This is a genomic window from Streptomyces violens (genome assembly GCF_000717745.1).
In the GTDB taxonomy this organism is placed as follows: Bacteria; Actinomycetota; Actinomycetes; order Streptomycetales; family Streptomycetaceae; genus Streptomyces; species Streptomyces violens.
Genome location: NZ_JOBH01000001.1, coordinates 418,242 through 437,557, shown reverse-complemented (window position 1 = coordinate 437,557; position 19,316 = coordinate 418,242). Strand labels below are relative to the sequence as shown.

16 protein-coding genes are annotated in these 19,316 nt (G+C 73.5%); 9 read left to right on the top strand and 7 right to left on the bottom strand.

Annotated features, from left to right (window positions below; all coding sequences use genetic code 11):
- Window positions 1–11 precede the first annotated feature (11 nt).
- Complete coding sequence (locus tag IF04_RS0101920; RefSeq protein ID WP_030249806.1) at window positions 12–1,469, bottom strand: hypothetical protein; 1,458 nt, start codon at window positions 1,467–1,469, stop codon at window positions 12–14.
- 296 nt (window positions 1,470–1,765) lie between these two features.
- Between IF04_RS0101920 and IF04_RS0101915 the strand changes: the two genes are divergently transcribed.
- Complete coding sequence (locus IF04_RS0101915; RefSeq protein ID WP_030249804.1) at window positions 1,766–2,452, top strand: FadR/GntR family transcriptional regulator; 687 nt, start codon at window positions 1,766–1,768, stop codon at window positions 2,450–2,452.
- A gap of 48 nt (window positions 2,453–2,500) precedes the next feature.
- Here the strand turns inward: IF04_RS0101915 and IF04_RS0101910 are convergent, their stop codons facing one another.
- A complete protein-coding gene (locus IF04_RS0101910) occupies window positions 2,501–3,067 on the bottom strand; it encodes a helix-turn-helix domain-containing protein (protein WP_030249800.1) in 567 nt (188 codons plus the stop codon).
- Window positions 3,068–3,114: 47 nt separating this feature from the next.
- Between IF04_RS0101910 and IF04_RS0101905 the strand changes: the two genes are divergently transcribed.
- The gene (locus IF04_RS0101905; protein WP_051830569.1) at window positions 3,115–4,044 is read left to right on the top strand and encodes a class I SAM-dependent methyltransferase; all 930 of its coding nucleotides are present in this window, start codon (window positions 3,115–3,117) and stop codon (window positions 4,042–4,044) included.
- A gap of 6 nt (window positions 4,045–4,050) precedes the next feature.
- Here IF04_RS0101905 and IF04_RS0101900 read toward each other — a convergent pair whose 3' ends face one another.
- The 4 genes from IF04_RS0101900 to IF04_RS0101885 form a co-directional block, all read right to left on the bottom strand.
- A complete protein-coding gene (locus tag IF04_RS0101900) occupies window positions 4,051–5,010 on the bottom strand; it encodes an N-acetylglucosamine kinase (protein WP_030249794.1) in 960 nt (319 codons plus the stop codon).
- 203 nt (window positions 5,011–5,213) lie between these two features.
- Entirely contained in the window at window positions 5,214–6,467 is a 1,254-nt protein-coding gene (locus IF04_RS0101895; RefSeq protein ID WP_037958131.1) for a 6-phospho-beta-glucosidase, read from the bottom strand.
- 49 nt (window positions 6,468–6,516) lie between these two features.
- Complete coding sequence (locus tag IF04_RS0101890) at window positions 6,517–7,683, bottom strand: ROK family transcriptional regulator (protein WP_245654239.1); 1,167 nt, start codon at window positions 7,681–7,683, stop codon at window positions 6,517–6,519.
- A gap of 179 nt (window positions 7,684–7,862) precedes the next feature.
- Window positions 7,863–8,927, bottom strand: a complete 1,065-nt coding sequence (locus IF04_RS0101885; protein WP_030249785.1) for a mechanosensitive ion channel family protein — start codon at window positions 8,925–8,927, stop codon at window positions 7,863–7,865.
- A gap of 265 nt (window positions 8,928–9,192) precedes the next feature.
- Here IF04_RS0101885 and IF04_RS0101880 point away from each other — a divergent pair, with 265 nt between their 5' ends.
- Complete coding sequence (locus IF04_RS0101880) at window positions 9,193–9,729, top strand: HNH endonuclease (protein WP_030249782.1); 537 nt, start codon at window positions 9,193–9,195, stop codon at window positions 9,727–9,729.
- 207 nt (window positions 9,730–9,936) lie between these two features.
- Here the strand turns inward: IF04_RS0101880 and IF04_RS0101875 are convergent, their stop codons facing one another.
- Window positions 9,937–12,945: a glycoside hydrolase family 84 protein gene (locus IF04_RS0101875; protein WP_030249780.1), complete on the bottom strand. Its 3,009-nt coding sequence runs from the start codon at window positions 12,943–12,945 to the stop codon at window positions 9,937–9,939.
- A 433-nt stretch (window positions 12,946–13,378) separates the two neighbouring features.
- On the opposite strand from IF04_RS0101875, the gene IF04_RS0101870 reads away from it, so the two are divergent.
- From IF04_RS0101870 to IF04_RS0101845, 6 genes are all read left to right on the top strand, one after another.
- On the top strand, window positions 13,379–13,630 hold the full coding sequence (locus tag IF04_RS0101870) for a hypothetical protein (protein ID WP_030249777.1): 252 nt from the start codon (window positions 13,379–13,381) through the stop codon (window positions 13,628–13,630).
- Window positions 13,630–15,738, top strand: a complete 2,109-nt coding sequence (gene malQ, locus IF04_RS0101865) for a 4-alpha-glucanotransferase (RefSeq protein ID WP_030249774.1) — start codon at window positions 13,630–13,632, stop codon at window positions 15,736–15,738. The genes IF04_RS0101870 and malQ overlap by 1 nt, the downstream gene beginning before the upstream one ends.
- A 48-nt stretch (window positions 15,739–15,786) precedes the next feature.
- Complete coding sequence (locus IF04_RS0101860; RefSeq protein ID WP_030249771.1) at window positions 15,787–16,029, top strand: hypothetical protein; 243 nt, start codon at window positions 15,787–15,789, stop codon at window positions 16,027–16,029.
- Window positions 16,030–16,236: 207 nt separating this feature from the next.
- Window positions 16,237–17,214, top strand: coding sequence for an acyl-ACP desaturase (locus IF04_RS0101855; protein ID WP_030249768.1), 978 nt, complete (start codon window positions 16,237–16,239; stop codon window positions 17,212–17,214).
- A 115-nt stretch (window positions 17,215–17,329) separates the two neighbouring features.
- Window positions 17,330–18,295 (top strand): DMT family transporter, encoded by a 966-nt coding sequence (locus IF04_RS0101850; protein ID WP_425428356.1) that lies wholly within the window; start codon window positions 17,330–17,332, stop codon window positions 18,293–18,295.
- Between the two features lie 17 nt (window positions 18,296–18,312).
- Complete coding sequence (locus IF04_RS0101845; protein WP_030249762.1) at window positions 18,313–19,230, top strand: LysR family transcriptional regulator; 918 nt, start codon at window positions 18,313–18,315, stop codon at window positions 19,228–19,230.
- Window positions 19,231–19,316 lie beyond the last annotated feature (86 nt).

Here is a 19,316-nt window from a genome sequence, read left to right as displayed (position 1 = left end):
CCCTGCCCTCGTCACCGGTACTCCGACAGCCTGCGGCCGATGCCCAGCACCGCACCGGCCGCCGCCAGCACGGCCAGCACCGCCGCTCCCACGGCGAGCCCGTCCAGCGCGTGCCGGCCGCCCCGCGCCGCATCGTGGAACTCGGCCTGCTCGTGCTCGAGCGCCCGCTTCAGCGCCGCGTCCACCTTGTCGAAGGACTCCTTCGTGGGCCGGTCCTTCCCGATCACCTTCGCCAGCGCGCCTTCGTAGTCGCCCTGGTCGTTCTCCGCGCGCGCCTCGGCGTGCCGCGCGCGCCACTCCCGTACGTTCGCCAGCGCCTCCTGCACCGGCGCGCGGCCCTCCGCGTCGTCCGCCAGGGCCAGCGCCTCCGCCAGCTTGCCGCCCGCCCGGTCCTCCGCGCCCTTCCCGTCACCCGCCAGCGTCTTCATGCCGGAGGCGTACTCGACCTCGTAGAAGTCCCGCTGGTCCGCGGTCACCTTGCCGCCGCGCGCCACCAGCGTGAGGTTCTCGTCGCCGCGCGCCTGCAGTGTCGCGATCCGCGCCTCGTTGAGCACCCGCAGGGACTTCACGCCGTGCTCGATGGAGTCGTCGAGCCCCGCACGCGCGAAGGCGTGCCCGGCCGTCATCCACAGCAGGACGCCTATGGAGGCGGTGGTGGCGATCAGCAGCCCCTGGTTGAACACCCGGTTCGTGCGCCGGTAGTTGCGCCGCTGCGCCCAGCCGAGCGCGCCGAGCGCCAGCACACCGGCGGCCACCGCGACCCAGGGCCAGGCCCTGGCGTCCTCGTAGTCGCCGTCGAGCCGGGCGGTCTCGGCGTCGTAGAGCTCCTGGGCGGCGGGCAGCAGTTGGGTGCGCATCAGGTTGTTGGCGTACTGGAGGTACGCGCCGCCCACCGGCAGGCCCTGCCGGTTGTACATCCGCGCCGTCTCCACCAGGCCCGTGTACCGCGGCAGGCCGTCGTTCAGCCGCTCGATCCGGTCCCGGGCCGTCTCCGAGCCCCGGGAGTTGGCGGAGGCGCGGACCAGCAGCCTGGCGGCGGTGGAGATGTCGTCCTTGTAGCGCCGCCGGCTGTCCGCGCTCTCCCGCTCGCCGGCCAGGAAGCCGCCGGCCGCCGTGGTGTCGGCGTCCGCGAGCGAGCGGTAGATGTCGGCCGCGTCCCGGCTCAGCGGCTGGCTGCTCCCCAGGACGTCGTCGGCGGCGGCCGACCGGTCCGCCACCTGCCAGGCCGTCATGGCGCCGAACAGCACGACCAGCGCGGCCAGTACGGCACCGATGAAGCGCAGCCGGCCCGGCTCGGTGAGCATCGCGGCGCGCAGCCGGCGCAGCGCCTCGGTCCATACGGCGCGCTCGCCGGAGGGCGGTGGCGGAGCGGACGGCTCCGGTGCGGTCATGCCCGGTGTGGTCGTGTCCGGTCCGGGAGGCGCTGCGGGCGCGGGCGGTGCCGCGCTGCCGGTCGGCGGATATGACACGGAACCTCCCCCTCGGTCGCTGGCCGTGCCCCGCGGCCCGCGCCGCGGGCAGGGGTGCACCGCCAGCAGTATGGCTGCAGGGGCCGACCACCACACCGGTATTGCCTGGATCTTGTTCGTATCGGGATCTCGTTCGAGCCCCGTGGCCCGGCGCCCCGCACCTCTCGCCCCCGTTGCCTCCCTTCACGCATTCGTACGGTGTTCGGTTCCCCGGCTTCTCCCAAGGGGCAGCCGGGCGCCGGCCGGGCTGGCTAAAGTTGCCTGACGTCAGGTGACCTGGGAAATGGAGCGGTGCGGTGCGGACGATACGCAGGGTGTCGCTGGTGGAGACCGCGACCGACGAGATCCGGGAACAGATCCTCAAGGGGATCTGGCCGGTGGGCAGCCGCATCCCGCCCGAAAGCGCCCTCTCCGAGACGCTCCAGGTGAGCCGGGCCTCCGTACGGGAGGCCATCCGCGCCCTCGTGCACTCCGGACTGCTGGAGACCCGGCAGGGCGACGGCACGTTCGTCCTCTCCGACGACGACAGCGCGGTGGCGCTCCGCCGCCGCCTGGAGCGCGCCGAGCTGACCCATGTCACACAGGTCCGGCAGGGCCTGGACGTGATCGCGGCACGGCAGGCCGCACGGCACCGCACGGACGCCCAGCTCGCCGCCATAGAGGCGGCGCTGGGCCGGCGCCGGGCCGCGCTCGCGGCGCACGAGGACGAGGCCTTCACCGCCGCCGACGCCGACTTCCACGTCCTGGTCGCCGAGGCGAGCGCCAATCCCGTACTGGCCGACATCTACCGCTCGCTGAGCACCGCCCTCCGCGCGGAGCTCCGCCGCGCCGCCTGCCTGGACACCGCGACGGCCGCCCCTGCCGACCCGCACCACCTCCTCGTCGAGGCGATCCGGGAGCGGGACCAGGCGGCCGCGGTGGACGCCGCGGTGGAGCTGCTCGCCGGTCACGTACGGGATCTGGCACTGCCGCTGGACGACTGAGCCGGCTGCCGGCCTGCCGTCGTCTGCCGGCCGCCGACGGCTCGTCTCTCAGTGGGCGGACCGCAGATGGGTGCGCTGTCCGTCGTGGTCGAAGATGCCGAGGATCTCCGCCGGGCCGCCCTGCGCGCCGAACGCGTGCGGAACCATCGTGGAGAACTCGGCCGCCTGCCCCTCCTCGACGACGATCCTGCGGTCCCCCAGCAGCAGGACGACGGTCCCGGACAGTACGGTGAACCAGTCCTGCCCCGGGTGGGCCTTGAGCGCGCCGCTGCCGGTCGGGGCCGGCTCCGTGAGGCGCAGCCTGGCGACGGTGACGCCGGGGTCCCGCTTCAGCATCCAGGTGGTCAGCCCGCGTGCCGCGTGGTGCTGCGGCCTGATGATCACGTCGTCGGTGGCGGACTCCACGAGCTGGTCCAGCGTGGTGCCCAGGGCCCGGGCGATCGCCGTGAGCTGATCCAGGCTGATCCGCCGGTGACCCGTCTCGATACGGCTCAGAGTCGAGGGACTCAGGTAACAACGGGCGGCCAGATCGTCGAGCGACCAGCCCATGGCGACCCTCAGGCCCCTGATCCGCTTGCGCACGAGGACGTCCAGATCCTCATCTTCTTGCGTCATGGGCAAGATGGTATGTCGGTACGGCAAGGTGGTCGTACGGTCGAGACATGGCACCCCACGCGCATGAACACCACGCTGCTGAACACGACACTTCTGCACACGACGCTTCTGAACACGGCGAGCCGTTCGTCGCCGAGCTGCTCGACCTGGAGGGCGAGGTCCTGCACGCGCACCTCACCGAGGTGACCGGCCGGCTGGCGGACCTGACCGCGGAATCGGCGGAGGACCGGCCCGTGCGCCGGATTCTGGACCTGGGCAGCGGGACCGGTACCGGAACCTTCGCGTTGCTCCGGCGCTTCGAGGACGCCGAGGCGATCGCCGTCGACGCCTCCCCGCGGCTCCTGCAGCACCTCCGGGGCCGGGCCCGCGAGCTTGGCGTGGCGGACCGGGTGCGCACCGTCGAGGCCGATCTGGACGCGGCGTGGCCGGACTTCGGAGGCGTGGACCTGGTGTGGGCGGCGGGGGCCCTGCACCACATGAGCGACCCCGACCGCGCGCTGCGCGAGGCGTTCGCCGCGCTCGCCCCGGGCGGGCTGCTGGCCGTGATCGAGATGGCCGGCGTCCCGTACTTCCTGCCCCACGATCTCGGCATCGGGCGCCCGGGTCTGGAAGCCCGCTGCCGCGCCGCGCTGGCGAGTGTTCACGCCGAGACGATGCCGCACCTGGGCGCCGACTGGGGCCCGCTGCTGTCCCGGGCCGGGTTCACCGACGAGGCCGAGCGGCCGTACACCGTCGAGCTGGTCCCGCCGCTGCCCGCGGCCACCGGCCGGTACGCCCGGGCGGTGCTGGGCCGGATGCGTACCGCGCTCGACGGCCGGGCCGACGCCGACGACCTGGCCACGCTCGACGCCCTGATCGACAGCGACGGACCGCACAGCGTCCTGCACCGCGACGACCTCGCTGTGCGGACTGAACGGACGGTGTGGACCGCCCGGCGCCAGCCACTGGCTGTCGGGCGTGAGCGACGTCAGCCGTGATCGGCTTCAGGCGTACTGGGCGCGCAGGCGGGCGTACGCGGAGGCAGGCGCGCCCGTCTCGTCCAGGGCCAGCAGGGCGGCGCCGAGTACCGGGGGAGCGGTGACCACCTCCGGTACCGCCTTCGGGGCGCGCTCGGCGAGCAGCGCGAGCACCGCCTCGTGCAGCACCGGGTGGCGGGCCGCCAGTACCCCGCCGCCGAGGACCACCGGTACCGGCTCGTCCAGGAGATCCAGGCGGCGCAGCGCGACCGTGGCCATGAGGACGATCTCCTCGGCCTGGCGCGCCACGAGGGCCCGCGCCACGTCGTCCCCCTCGGCGGCCACCGCGAAGAGCACCGGTACCAGTTCATGGCGGCGCTCGGCCGGTACGTCCCCCAGGTGCAGCGCCTCGATCAGCTCCGGCATCCCGGACAGCCCGAAGTGCGCGGGCAGCCGGTCCGCGAGGGCGCTGGGCGCGCCCCGCCCGTCCTCGGCCCGCGCCGCCCACCACAGCGCCTCCTCGGCGAGGTGCCCGCCGCCGCCCCAGTCGCCGGAGAGGCGGCCGATGGCGGGGAAGCGCGCGGTACGGCCGTCCGGGCCGAGCCCCGAACAGTTGATACCGGCCCCGCAGACCACCGCGACGCCGGTGTGCGGGCCGCCGTCCGGCAGCCCGGCCCGCAGCAGCGCGAAGGTGTCGTTGGCGACGGTCACCGTGTCCGACCGGCCGCGCGCCGCGAGGAGCTCGGTGAGCTGTGCCTCCTCCACGGGGAGGTCGGCGTTGGCGAGGCAGGCGGTGAGGTGCGCGACGCGGTGGAGACCGGCCTGCGCCAGCGCGCGTTCCACGGTCACGGCCAGGTCGGCGACGGCCCGGTCACCGCCGACGGAAGGCGGCCGGAAGCCGCCACCGCGGGCCGCGCCGAGCACCGCCCCGTCGGCGCCGACCACGGCCACGTCCGTCTTGCTGTTCCCGGCGTCCACGGCGAGCAGCGCCACCCCGCACGGGACGTTCTCGCACCCGCACGAGACGTTCTCGCGCCGCCCCCCTTGGGTAACCCCCTGCTGGGGGGACGGGGTAGTTCGATTCGCCCCGTAGGCGCGCGGCTCTGGGCGCGCCGCCCGGCCCTCGCGCCCCTCGCCGCCGGCCCGCGCCCGGTCCGCCGAGCCCGCCCCGCCCCCGTCCGTTCCCCCGTTCACGCCCACGCCAGGTGCTCCCGGTTGTGTGCGAGCAGCTCGTCGGTCAGGCGGTCCGCGTGGTCGAGCTGGCCGATGAGGGGGTGTGCGAGCAGCGCCTCGAAGACCCGGTCCCGGCCGCCCTTCAGGGCCGCCTCCAGCGCCAGATGCTCGTACGCCGTGACGCCTGCGACCAAACCGGCGTACAGCGGCTCCAACGGGCGTACCGGCACCGGCACCGCGCCCCGGGCACCCACCGTGGCCGGTACCTCGATCACCGCGTCGTCCGGCAGGAACGGCAGCGTCCCGTTGTTCAGCGCGTTCACCACCTGCACGTCCCCCGTGTCGCGCAGCAGGGAGGAGGTGAGGGCGACGGCCGCCTCCGAGTAATACGCGCCGCCCCGCTTGCCCAGCAGCTCCGGCTTCTCGTCCAGCGCCGGGTCCCCGTACAGCGCGAGAAGCTCCTGCTCCATCGCGGCGACCTCCGCGGCGCGCGACGGCTTGGTGCGCAACTCCCGTACGACCTCGTCGTGCTGGTAGTAGTAGCGCAGGTAGTACGAGGGCACCACGCCGAGGCGCTCGACCAGGGTGCGCGGCATGTGCAGATCGGCGGCGATCGCGTCCCCGTGCTCGGCGATCAGCTTCGGCAGTACGTCCTCGCCGCCGACGCGTACGGCCCGCTCCCAGGTCAGGTGGTTCAGCCCGACGTGTTCGAGCTGGACGTCCTGCGGCGCCACGTCCAGCAGCCGTGCGAACTTCCGCTGGAATCCGATCGCCACGTTGCAGAGCCCGACCGCTTTGTGCCCGGCGGTGAGCAGCGCCCGCGTCACGATCCCGACCGGGTTGGTGAAGTCGACGATCCAGGCGTCCGGGGTGCGGCGGCGGACCCGCTCGGCGATGTCGAGCACCACCGGGACCGTACGCAGCGCCTTGGCGAGCCCGCCCGCGCCCGTCGTCTCCTGGCCCACGCAGCCGCACTCCAGCGGCCAGGTCTCGTCCTCGTTGCGCGCCGCCTGCCCGCCGACGCGCAGCTGGAGCAGTACCGCGTCCGCGCCGTCCACGCCGACGTCCAGGTCGCCCGTCCAGCTGATCCGGCCCGGATGCCCCTGCTTGGCGAAGATCCGCCGGGCCAGCCCGCCCACCAGCTCCAGCCGGTCCGCCGCCGGATCGACGAGTACCAACTCGTCCACCGGCAGCACGTCCCGCAACCGCGCGAAACCATCGATGAGTTCGGGGGTGTAGGTCGATCCTCCGCCGACCACCGCAAGCTTGATACCTGTCATAAGTGCTCAGCCCTCGACCCCTGTGAGAGTGGGTTGTTCTTCAGCCTGTGTCGAAAACGGCGTCCCGCGCCTGCACGAGGGCCGTCCGCAGGGCGCCCGTCAGGATCGGGTCGCCCTCGATGTCGCTGATCCGCAGCTGCGGGCGGGGGAGCGCGAGGCCGGTCAGCTCCTCCTCTACCCGTGCGCGCAGCCGCTCGCCGCCCGCCTGCGCGACGGTCCCCGACAGCACCACCAGCTCGGGATCGACCACCGCGACCACGGCGGCCAGGCCCGTCGCCAGCCGGCGCGCCACCTCGTCCACGACGCCCGGGTCCGCGAGCGCCTCGGTGACATCGGCCGGCTCCAGCCCCAGGCCGCGGGCGATCCCGAACACGGCGGGCTGCCCCACCAGGCTCTGGAAGCCGCCGCCCGCGTCCGGCGCGGCCGCCGCGGCCGGCCCGCCCCGCGCGAGCGGCGCGCCGGGCAGCGGCATGTACCCGATCTCCCCGGCCCCGCCGGTCGCCCCGCGCAGCAGCGTCCCGCCGAGCACGATCGCCGCGCCGACCCCCTCGTCGACCCACACCAGTACGAAGTCGTCGTGGTCCTGCGCCGACCCGTCGTACTGCTCGGCCAGCGCCGCGAGATTGACGTCGTTCTCGATGACGACCGGTGCGCCCAGCGCGTCCCCCAACTCGCCCAGCAGCGACCGCGAGTGCCAGCCGGGCAGGTGCGGCGCGTACCGCAGCTCGCCGGTACGCGGGTCCAGCGCGCCCGGCGTCCCGATGACGACCCCGTGCAGCTCCCCCCGGCCCAGCCCGGCCTTCTCCAGTGCTCCGTCCACGGCGGCGACCACCACTCGCGCGGTGACACTTCCGGCGCCCTCGGCGACGACGGCGTCGGCCGCGACCCGCTCTTCCCCGACCACCGCACCGGTGATGTCCGCGACGACCGCGGTCACCCCGGCCGGGTCCACGGACAGCGCGGCCACGTACGCCGCCGCCGGATTCACCTCGTACAGCTGCGCGCTGGGCCCGGGCCGTCCGGTCACGTTCCCGGTCGTCCGCACCAGCCCGGCGGCCTCCAGCCGCCCCAGCAGCTGGGAAGCGGTGGGCTTGGACAGCCCGGTGAGCTCCCCGATCCGGGTGCGCGTCAACGGCCCGTGCGCCACGAGCAGTTCCAGCGCGGCCCGGTCGTTCATCGCCCGCAGCACCCGAGGCGTCCCCGCCATGTCCGAACCCGCCATCTGTGAGGGAAACCGATCTGTACGGAAACTGATCTGTTAAGAAAGTTTCCAATCAGCTTTCCAGGAAGGTAAGTCCCCGTGCGTGGGCCGTCAATGGGTCGCACGCAATTGGCCCGCTCCCCCTGTGAGGCGGGGGAGCGGGCCAACGGTGTACGGGCGTGGCGTTACTTGCTCATGTTCGGCGGCGGCGTGACCGGGTTGCTGGCGACCGACTGGGGGGAGAGGGGGTTCGCGAAGGCGGACGGCGCGGCGACGGCGGCCGTGGGGTCGGCGGTTTCGCCCTCCTCCGGCGGCAGCGGCTCGTTGCCGACGATGCGGATGCCCGCCGCGTCCAGGGCCTTCTTGATACGCCAGCGGAGTTCGCGTTCGACGGCGAAGGACTTGCCCGGCATCGTCTTGGCAGAGACCGTGATCGTCATCGACTCGAGGAAGACCTCGCTGAGGCCGAGCACCTCGACCGGCTCCCACAGGCGCTCGTTCCACGGCTCGGACTTGGCCATCTCCTCGCCCGCCTGAGTGATCACCTCGCGGACGCGGTCCAGGTCCTCGCTCGCGCGGAGCTGGACGTCGACGCTGGCCGTGGCCCAGCCCTGGCTGAGGTTCCCGATGCGCTTGACCTCGCCGTTGCGTACGTACCAGATCTCGCCGTCGGCGCCGCGCAGCTTCGTGACCCGCAGCCCGACCTCGATGACCTCGCCGGAGGCGACGCCCGCGTCGATGGTGTCGCCGACGCCGTACTGGTCCTCCAGGATCATGAAGACGCCGGAGAGGAAGTCCGTGACGAGGTTGCGGGCGCCGAAGCCGATTGCGACGCCCGCCACACCCGCGCTGGCCAGCAGCGGGGCGAGGTTGATGTTGAGGACGGAGAGAACCGTCAGGGCCGCTGTGCCGAGAATCACGAAAGACGCGACGCTGCGGAGGACCGAACCGATGGCCTCGGAGCGCTGGCGGCGGCGCTCGGCGTTCACCAGCAGACCGCCCAGCGCGCCGTTGCGCGCGGCTCCCGCGGAGCGGTTCATCCGCTCGACGAACTTGGTGATCGCGCGGCGCACGAGCGACCGCAGGACGAGCGCGATGACGATGATCAGGATGATGCGCAGACCGGCGCTGAGCCAGCTCTGCCAGTTCTCCTGCACCCAGCCGGCGGCGTCGGTGGCCTTCTCCGTGGCCTCGGATATGGAGGACGGATCCGGCGGCGCGGCGGCGACCGGAGAAGCGGACCAGTACACAGCAAGGACCTTCCGTGTGGGACAGCAGACCCGGGCGGCACGCACCGCACGTCGGGCAGACCAACCACACTAACGGGGCAACGCGGGCAGTCCGCGCCGCTGTTCGAGTAGCGCGGGCCGAAATGCTGGGCAGTAAAGAAGTGTGGTCGAAAACACCTCCGACCCGTTACCTGGTCATGGTGGCGCTCCGACCAGGCACCGGGGGACACTGTGGGGAGATCGTCCCGGCGCGAGCCACGCGCCGCCGGCGTACAAGGAGGCACCCGTGCCGCATGTCCTGGTCCTCAACGCGTCGTACGAGCCGCTCGGCGTCGTACCGCTCCGCCGCGCGCTCATCCTCGTCCTCAATGAGAAGGCCGTCAGCCTCGAGGATTCCGGCGCCCTGATGCACAGTGCGACCCGCGCGATGCCCGCGCCCAGTGTGGTCCGTCTCAAGCGTTTCGTCCGGGTGCCCTTTCGAGGCCCCGTTCCCCTGACCCGCCGTGCGCTCTTCGCGCGCGACGGCGGCCGGTGTGCGTACTGCGGTGGCGTCGCAACCAGCGTCGACCACGTGATCCCGCGCAGCCGTGGCGGGCAGCACACCTGGGAAAACGTGGTCGCCGCGTGTCGCCGGTGCAATCACGTGAAGGCCGACCGGCACGTCGCCGAGATCGGCTGGCGGTTGCGGCATCAGCCCGCGCCGCCGTCGGGCCTCGCCTGGCGGATCATCGGCACGGGGCATAGGGATCCGCGCTGGCTGCCATATCTGCAGCCGTATGGCGCGGAGGATGCGATGGCCCGTATTGACGCGGTTTCCGCGTAGATCCGGGCCATTCGCGTCTCCTGGGCGAGCCCCGGCCACCCGCCGCCGGGCTGCCGCCGTGGGGGGCTTCGGCCGTCGGCCGGGTGACCCACCGTGGTGGGTTGCTCGCGCAGTTCCCCGCGCCCCTTACGGGGCGCGCCCTGAAGGGGCGCGGGGAACTGCGCGACCAGCCACGACGTGGTCGCACCCGCCCGCCGGGAGTCCGCCCTACGGCGAGACCGCGTAAGCCTCCACACCCCACAGGGAGTACCCGTACCGGGTCGCCCGCTCCTCGCCCTGGACGCGGACGTAACGGACGTCCTTCTCGTCCATCCGGACCGATTCACGGCCGCCCTTCCCGTCCCGCACCGTGGCCGCCGTGCGCCACGTGCGCCCGTCAGGGGACACCTGCACGCGATAGCGCGCCGCATACGCGTCCTGCCAGTGCAGGACCACGCGCCCGAGCCGGACCGGCCGGGCCAGCTCGAACCGGAGCCAGGCGTTGTCCTCCGCCGGGGACGACCAGCGAGTCTTCGGGTCCCCGTCCGTGGCCGCCGAGGCCGGAAAGTCGGCGGTTTCGTCGCCCGACGAAACCGCCACCGCGCCGCGGGCCAGGTCCTTGCCGCCGGTGGGCGGGAACGTACGGACGGTCAGGGTCTGCCGCTCGTCACCGAAGGTGACCGGGATCTCGTACGTGGCGGAGCCCGCGGTCTTCGGGACGGCGAGCCGGACGCGGGCGGTCGCGGTGCCGCCGCGCGGCGCGGTGAGGCGGTCGGGGGCGTGCACGGCGAAGCCCTTGGGGGCCTGGACGCGCAGCCGTCCGGGGACGTCGGCGGGGCGCCGGGAGAAGAGGCGGACGTCGACGTCGACCGTGCCGCCCGGCTCGGCGTCGACCTCCTTGCGGGAGAGCTCCAGGCCGGCCGGTGCCGTGTCGTCGAACCAGGGGGTGAGGGACGTCACCGAGGGCGCCGGGTCGTCGTGGCCCCAGCGGAGCCGGACCGCGTCGGCGCGCAGCCCGTGGGCGGCGGTCTGGGTCCAGCCGGAGGCGGCGAGGCGGCCGAGGCGCTGCCAGCCCTTGCCCGGGACGCGGGCCTCCACCGAGGCGCGCGCGCCGTCCGGGGAGGGGTCGGTGAGCGCGGTGACCGCGGTGAGCGTGCGGGTGCGCGCGAAGGGCACGGTCAGGGACGTCGCGTGGGCGGCCTCGTGCGGCTCCGGGGCGTCGGAGGCGGCGCCCGTCCAGGCGTCGGACTCGCGCAGCGCCCGGTCCAGGAACGGGCCGAGCACGCCCTTGCCGACCGTCGCCGACCGCTTGCCGATGTCCTCGCGGAGGTCCTCCGCCGCGCGCTGGGCCCGCCACGCGGCCGCGCCGTCGCCGCGGGCCTGGGCGCGCAGCATGTCGATGGCCTGCACGCCGGCCCGCCCGTACCGTGCGAGCTGCGCGGACCAGGGGCGTACCTCGGTGGCGAGGCCGCCGGTCAGCCGCTCGGGCGTCTCGCTCATCGTGGTGAACGCCGCGCGGAGGGCGGCCGCGGCCTTGGCGTACTCCTTGTCGCGGGCCGGGTCGCCGCTGTCGATCGCGGCGGCGCGGGTCTTCCAGAAGCGGTCGATGAGGGGGCGGAGGTAGCCCGATTCGCCGGTGTGCAGGACGGAGGAGGCGTCGTTGCCGGCGAGGGCGTGCAGCGCGGCGCGGATGCGGGCCAGGCGGTCCCGGTCCGCGTCCGTGGCGGACGCGCCGGCCCCGCCGCCCGCCTGGTCCGCCTGGTCCGCCGCCAGGTCGTCGAGGGCCGCCTCCCAGGACTCCTGGGGGCGGTACTCGCGCGGGTTCCAGGCGTAGTCGGCGGCGGTGAAGAGGGGGATGCGGGAGGCCGTGGGCTGTTCCATGGCGTTGGCCAGGAGGGCGGCGGAGCCGGTGGCGACGGCGGGCTCGCGCCCGGTGTACGGGCCGAGGAAGATCCGGTCCTGCGCGTAGTCGTTGACCGGGTAGTTGTCCATCGTGATCAGGCGGTGCCCGAACACCTCGCGGGCCTTGGCCAGTTCGCCGCCGGTGATGGTGCGCGGCACGACGCCGACGCCGGTCCAGGCCACGTCCACCCGGTCCGGGAGCGCGGCCGCCAGCGCCTCGCGGTACGCCGTCGAGCCGTCCTGGTAGTACTCGGTCGGCATCAGCGACAGCGGTGCCGCGCCGGGGTGGCGGTCGGCGAGGTGGGCCGCGAGGGCGCCGGCGACCTTCGCCTGGGCGCGCGCCGCCGCCTCCGGGCCGCTGCCGAAGGCGTCCCGGTCGGCGTCGCAGTGCCACTCGCTGTAGCTGACGTCCTGGAACTGGAGCTGGAAGCTGCGCACGCCCAGCGCCCACATCGCGTCGACCTTGCGCTTGAGGGCCTTCAGGTCCTCCTCGGAGGACATGCACAGGGACTGGCCGGGGGAGAGGGCCCAGCCCAGCGTGACGTGGTTGGCGCGGGCCCGCTCGGCCAGCTCGCGGAAGTAGGCGCGCTGGGCCGCCGGGTACGGCTCGCGCCAGCGGGCCTGGCGGTAGGGGTCGTCGCCGGCCGCGTAGAGGTAGCGGTTCTGCTTCGTACGGCCCATGAAGTCGAGCTGGGCGAGGCGCTCGGCCTGGGACCAGGGGGCGCCGAAGAACCCCTCGGTCGTGCCGCGGACCGCGGTGCCGGGCCAGTCGCGCACGGCGACGGAGGCGATCCGGGGTGCGCCGTCCTCGCCGCGCGTGACGAGCTGCCGCAGGGTCTGCACGGCGTGGAAGAGGCCGTCGGGGCCCGCGCCCTCCATGGCGACCGTGGCGCGGCCCGCGACCTGGCCGGTGGCGAGACGGTAGCCGCCGGAGGGCAGGTCCGTGCCGCGGGCCGGGGCGTGCAGGGCGCGCAGCGCGTCGGCCGCCTGCCGCCCGCCGACGCGGATCAGCGGCCCGTCGGACGGCAGCGGCGCACCGGGCTCCGCCTCGTGGACCGTGCGGACCCCGGCGCCGCGCAGCAGTTTGAGCAGCGCCTCCATGGCGTACGGGTCGGTGTCCCCGTCGGTGACGACGGTGGCGGTGGTGCCCAGTGGCACGGCGGTACCGAGGGAGCGCAGCGACTGCGGGCGCGGCCAGACGGCGGGCGTCTCTCCCGCGTCGGCGGCCTGATCGGGCGCGCCGACGGCCGGTTCGTCGGGCGCGGCCTGGGCGGCCGGTACGCCGCCGAAGAGTCCCCCTATGACGGCGGCGGCCAGTGCCGTCGTGCCTGCCACCCTGGCGCCGGACCCGGCACCGTTCCGTTTACTGGCGCCGGCGCCCCGGAATCGCACGGCCTCTCCTCGTTCCCCGTCGGTCTGCGGCCTCTGGCCGGGCCCGCTCCATGTGGTCGGTCGGCGGAGCGGCCGCCATTGGCTGTGAGCCCACCACTCGGGGGTCGAGGTGTCAACGACGGTTACCGAAGTGCCCCCCTTTGCCCTGTGTGACGGGCGGGACACGCGGGGGTGCGAGTCCGCGGGAAATGCCGCAGGAGTTTCGCTATGATGTCCGATTAGTCGGTATCTCCTGCGTGGGGGACCGGCCCACGCCGCGAAATCGTTCGTCAGAGCGAGGGTGTGAGGTGGCGCACGTTTAGCGACCGGATACGTCTGCGACGGCATGGATTGGGTAAGGCCCTCGTGTCCTACTCTCGACGAACGGGAGGCCCTCGTGGCTCCGTCCGCTCAGCTTCTTCTCGACGCCCTCTCCAAACCGACCGAGCCGGATCTGCTGGCAGGGGTCTCCGACCCGGACTGCGGCTTGGACGGATGCGGCTCGTTCACCTTCTCCGAGCCCCCTTTGACCAGCGAGCCCCCGCTCGCCGACACCACCCCCCTCACCAGCGAGACCCCCATCGCCGCCGGGCTGCCGCTCACCAGTGAGCCCGCCGCCGGCTACGGCACGGAGCCCATGGAGGTCTGATGGGCCGAGCGCGGCTCGCCCGGCTGCACGGCGTCACCACGTCCTACGAGCCCGCGCCGGGCCGCACCGTCCACGTACCCGAGGACACGGTCGTATCCGTGCTCGCCGCGCTGGGGGTCGACGCCTCCACGCCGCAGGCCGTCCGCGACGCACTGGACGCGTACGAGTACGGCCCCGCCCGTGCCCTCCTCCCGCCCACCCTCGTCACCCGTGAGGGCCGCCCGCCGGACCTGGCGGGGCTGCCCGGCGGCACGACGCTGTGCGTCGACACCGAGGACGGGCGGACGCTGGACTGGGGCCTGGTGCCTGGCGGGCGCGCGGCGCCGCTGCCGCCCGGCGTGCACCTGCTGCGCGCCTACTCCCCCGAGGGCCGCTCCGCGCACTCCCACCTCGTCGTGGCGCCGGACCGGATGCCCCCGGCGTCCGGCCGCGCCCACGGCTTCATGGTCCAGCTCTACTCCCTGCTCTCCCAGAGCTCCTGGGGCATGGGCGACCTCGGCGACCTGGCCCGGCTCGCCGACTGGTCCGGGCGGACGCTCGGCGCGGACTTCGTGCAGCTGAACCCGTTGCACGCGGCCGTACCGGGACCGCCGACCGACCCCTCCCCGTACCGCCCCTCCTCGCGCCGCTTCCCCGACCCCGTACATCTGCGGATCGCGGACGTGCCCGAATACGGGCAGCTCTCCGACGCGGCCCGGCAGCGGGCCGACGAGCTGGCCGGGAGGGCCGCCGCGCTGCGGGACGCCGTCCTGAAGAACGGTGCGCTGATCGACCGGGACGCGGTCTGGGAGCTGAAGAAGGAAGCGCTGGAGCTGCTGCGGACCGTGCCGCTGAGCACGTCCCGGCAGGCCGCGTACGACGCCTTCCGCGCCGTCCAGGGCCGCGACCTGGAGGACCACGCCACCTGGTACGCGCTGGCCGAGGAGCACGGCCCGGACTGGCGCAAGTGGCCCGACGGGCTGCGCGACCCGCGCTCGGCCCGTACGGAGCGGATGCGGCGCGCCCTGGCCGACCGAGTCGACTTCCACCGCAGGGCCGCCTGGCTCACCGACGAGCAGCTCGGCGCCGCGCAGCGCGCCGCGCGCGACGCGGGCATGAGCATCGGGCTGGTCCACGACCTGGCCGTCGGCGTCCATCCGGCGGGGGCCGACACCTGGGCCCGGCAGGACGCCTTCGCGGCCGGCATGTCCGTCGGCGCGCCGCCGGACGCCTTCAACTCGCGCGGCCAGGACTGGGGCCTGCCGCCGTGGCGCCCCGACACGCTCGCGCGGACCGGGTACGCGGCCTTCCGCGCGCTGCTGCGCGGCCTGCTGCGGCACGCGGGCGCGCTCCGCATCGATCATGTGATGGGCCTGTTCCGGCTGTGGTGGATTCCGGAGGGCCGGCCGCCCACGGAGGGCGCTTACGTCCGGTACGACGCCGAGGCGATGCTCTCCGTACTGGCGCTGGAGGCGGCGCGGGCCGGCACCACGGTCATCGGCGAGGACCTGGGGACGGTCGAGAACGGGGTGCGCGAGGCGCTGGAGGGGCGCGGCGTCCTCGGGACGTCCGTCCTGTGGTTCGAGCGCGACTGGACCGCCGAGGGGCAGCCGCCGCTGCCGCCGCAGGACTGGCGCGCGGACTGCCTGGCGACCGTGACCACGCACGACCTGCCCAGCACGGCCGGGCGGCTGACCGGCGAGCACACGGAGCTGCGGCACCGCATCGGCCTGCTGGACGGCTCCCTGGAGGAGGCGCGGGCCGCCGAGGCCGCCGAGGTCGCCACGTGGCTGGAGTGGCTGGTCGCGCTGGGGCTGCTGCCGGAGGGCGCGGCCACCGGGGACGCCGCGGCCGACGAGGAGGCCGCGGTCGCGGCGCTGCACCGCTTCCTGCTGCGGGCCCCGGCCCGGATGGTCGGCGTGTGGCTGCCGGACGCGGTGGGCGACCGGCGGCCGCAGAACCTCCCCGGTACGTCGGTGGAGTACCCCAACTGGCGGCTGCCGGTCGCGGCGCCGGACGGCCGGCCGATGACGCTGGAAGAGATCATGGAGTCGCCCCGGCTGCGGGCGCTCATGCGCGAGTTCGAGGCCGTACCGGACGGCGAGGTCAGCGGAGAGGTCAGCCGTTAGGGCACCCCGGGCGCGCGGGCCGTACGGGCGTCCGATACGTTGAGGTACGTGAGCAACAAGGTCAAGAACCACGCCCTGCGCGCCGGAACGATCACCGCCGGTACCGCGCTGATGCTGCTGATGTCGTCCCCTGCTTTCGCGCTCACCCGCGACGACGGTGACGACCCGGGTCCGGGCCTGAGCGTTGTCGAGACGCTCGGCCTCTACGTGGCGCTGCCCATCGTCCTCTTCCTGGTCATCGCCGGCCTGGTCATGGTGGGCGACAAGTCCCGCAAGACCCAGAAGAGCTGACCCCCCGGCCTCCGGGCTCACCACCACAGACTGCAAGGCGCCGAACGGTTCGTACGAACCGTTCGGCGCCTTTTGTCGTGTTCTGCAGGTCCATTTTCCGCCGATTCACCCGAATGCTCTGGCGATGCGTCTTGACGGAGAACTAACCTACGATGCCGTAACCTACGGTTCCGTAAGGTTTTCTCCACGTCCCCAGGAGACCCCCGTATGACCAACGCCCCCGCCCACCAAGACGGAGAGCGCGGCCAGACCGCCTGGAGTGACGCTCAGCTCCTTTACGCGCTCGAAGAGGTCGTCGAGAAGGAACTCAACCGCCACCTGGCGATAGCCAAGGAGTGGATGCCGCACGAGTACGTGCCCTGGAGCGACGGGCGGAACTTCGACGGCGTGATGGGCGGTGAGCCCTGGGCGCCCGAGCAGTCCAAGGTCACCGACATCGGCCGCACCGCCCTGGTCGTGAACCTGCTCACCGAGGACAACCTCCCCAGCTACCACCACGAGATCGCGACCCTCTTCGGACGGGACGGCGCGTGGGGCACCTGGGTGCACCGCTGGACGGCCGAGGAGGGCCGGCACGGCATCGTCATGCGGGACTACCTGCTGACCAGCCGTGCCGTCGACCCGGTCCAGCTCGAACGTTTCCGCATGGCGCACATGGAAGAGGGCTTCGAGTCCGACAACAACCACAGCATGCTGCACTCCGTGGCGTACGTGGCCTTCCAGGAGCTGGCGACCCGCATCTCGCACCGGAACACCGGACGGCACTCCGGCGACCCGGTCTGTGACCGGATGCTCGCCCGTATCGCCACGGACGAGAACCTGCACATGGTCTTCTACCGCAACCTCCTCGGCTCGGCGTTCGAGCTGGCCCCCGATCAGACCATGTGCGCCGTACGCGACGTCGTCGTGAACTTCCGGATGCCCGGACACGGCATGCCCGGTTTCGAGCGGGCCGCGGCCCGGATGGCGATCGGCGGGATCTACAACCTGCGGATCCACCACGACGACGTGATCCAGCCGGTGCTGCGCTTCCTGAAGGTCCTGGAGATCAGCGGCCTGGGCCCGGAGGGCCTGAAGGCGCAGGAGGAGCTGGGGCTCTTCATGGGCGGTCTGGACGACCAGGCCCGCAAGTTCGACGAGCGGCTGGCGGCCCGCGAGGCCCGCAAGGCGGCCCGCCAGGGCTGAGCCCATCCTTTCACTTCTCCTGAAAGGAATCGTCAGGAACATTCGATGGACCTGATGAGTATCGGGCTGTCACGGTAGGTGCGATCGCACCGACCGAAGGGAAGCCGTGACAGTCCTGGAGAACGAAGCAGCCGTACGGACCGGGAACGAAGCCCGGTCCGTACGCCCCACCGCCGCCCGGCGCGCCGCGCTCACCGGCCTCGCGCTGGCACTGACCGCCACCGTCGTCTGGTCCGGCAGCTTCGTCACGTCCCGGGCGCTGCACGACAGCGTCCCGCCCGTACAGGCCGCGTTCTGGCGGTGGGTGATCGCGCTGCTCGCCGTGGCACCGGTGACGCTCCCGCAGGTCTGGCGGCAGCGCGCGCTGCTCCGCCGCCACTGGCGCTTTCTGACGCTCGCCTCGCTGCTCGGCGTGACCGTCTACAACACGCTGGTCAACCAGGCCGGACTGACCACCCCCGCCGGCACCATGGGCATGATCATGGCCGCGTCGCCGACGCTGATGGTGCTCTTCGGGCGCTTCGGAGGCGGCGGTGAGCGGATCGGCGCACGGCGCGCCGCCGGCATGCTGGTCGCGACCGCGGGCGTGCTCACCCTGCTCGGCAAGGGCGACCCGACGGCCGTGTTCCGGCTCGACCTCTCCACCGGCGGCCTGTGGATGCTCGCCGCCATGGCCTGCTTCGCCGGGTACAGCGCACTGGTCCGCCGCAAGCCCGCGGAGATCACCGGCCCGGCCTTCCTCTTCACGACCTTCGCGTTCGGCACGCTGCTGCTGGCGCCCGCGTACGCCGTCAGCCTCGCCGTGCAGGGCGGCTTCACACCGCGCCCCGGGACGGTCGGCCCGCTGCTCTACGTCGGGATCTTCTCCTCCGCGGTGGCCTTCTTCACCTGGAACAAGGCCATCGCGCTGGTCGGCGCGGCCCGCGCGGGCGCCGTCTACTACCTCCAGCCGGTCTGCGTCGCCCTGCTCTCCCTCCTGCTGCTCGACGAACACACGGGCCCGGTGCAGATCCTGTGCATGGCGCTGATCCTGGGCGGCGTGGTGCTCGCCGCAGGTGTACCGAGGAGAGCCGGTCGGTGACCGCATACGCTGCCCGCATGGCCGACTGGGACATCAAGAAGCTGCGCATCCTGCGCACACTCGGCGAGCTGGGCACGGTGACCGCGACCGCCGAGGCGCTGCACATGACGCCCTCGGCGGTCTCGCAGCAGCTGACGGGGCTCGCCAAGCAGCTCGGGGTGACCCTGCTCCAGGCGCACGGCCGTCGGGTACGCCTCACCGACGCGGCCCATCTCGTCCTCCGGCACGCCGACGCGGTCTTCGCGCAGCTGGAGCGGGCGGACGCCGAGCTGCTCGGGTACTTGCAGGGCGAGGCCGGCGAGGTGCAGGTCGGCGCGTTCTCCACGGCGATTCCGGCACTGGTGGTGCCGGCCGTCGAGCAGCTGCGGCGTACCCACCCGGGCCTGGTCGTCCGGGTACGGGAGGCCGAGGCGGCCGAGGCGTACGAGCTGCTCTCGGAGGGCAGCGTGGACCTCGCCCTCTCCCTCGCGGCGCACGCGCCCACCCCGCGCGACCCCAAGTTCGCCCGGCTCTCCCTGCTCGCCGACCCGCTGGACGTGGCGCTGCCGGCCGGCCACCCGCTGGCCGCCGAGCCGGGGCTGCGGCTGGCCGATCTCGCGGGCGAGCCATGGATCTTCGGGCGCAGCGGGCCGTGGTCCCAGATCACCACCACGGCCTGCGAGAACGCCGGATTCGTACCGGAGCAGGCGCACGCGGCCGCCGACTGGGCGGCGATCCTGGCGATGGTCGCCGCGGGCATGGGTGTGGCGCTCGTCCCGCGCATGGCGATGCGGCCGGAGCGGGGCGGGGCCGGGGTGGCGGTCCGGGTGCTCCACGCCGATCAGCCGCGCCGCCATGTCATCGCGGCGGCGCGCCGGGGCGCTGAGGACGCGCCGGGGATGGCGAAGGTACTGGCCGCGCTGCGGCACGTGGCGGCGGGACTGTCCGACCAGTAGCCGGCTGTCCATCCCGTATCCGAACCTTTCGCGTTTGCTTAAAGGCCACTCCAGAAACTTTCGATAGACCTGCCCGAACGCCTCTG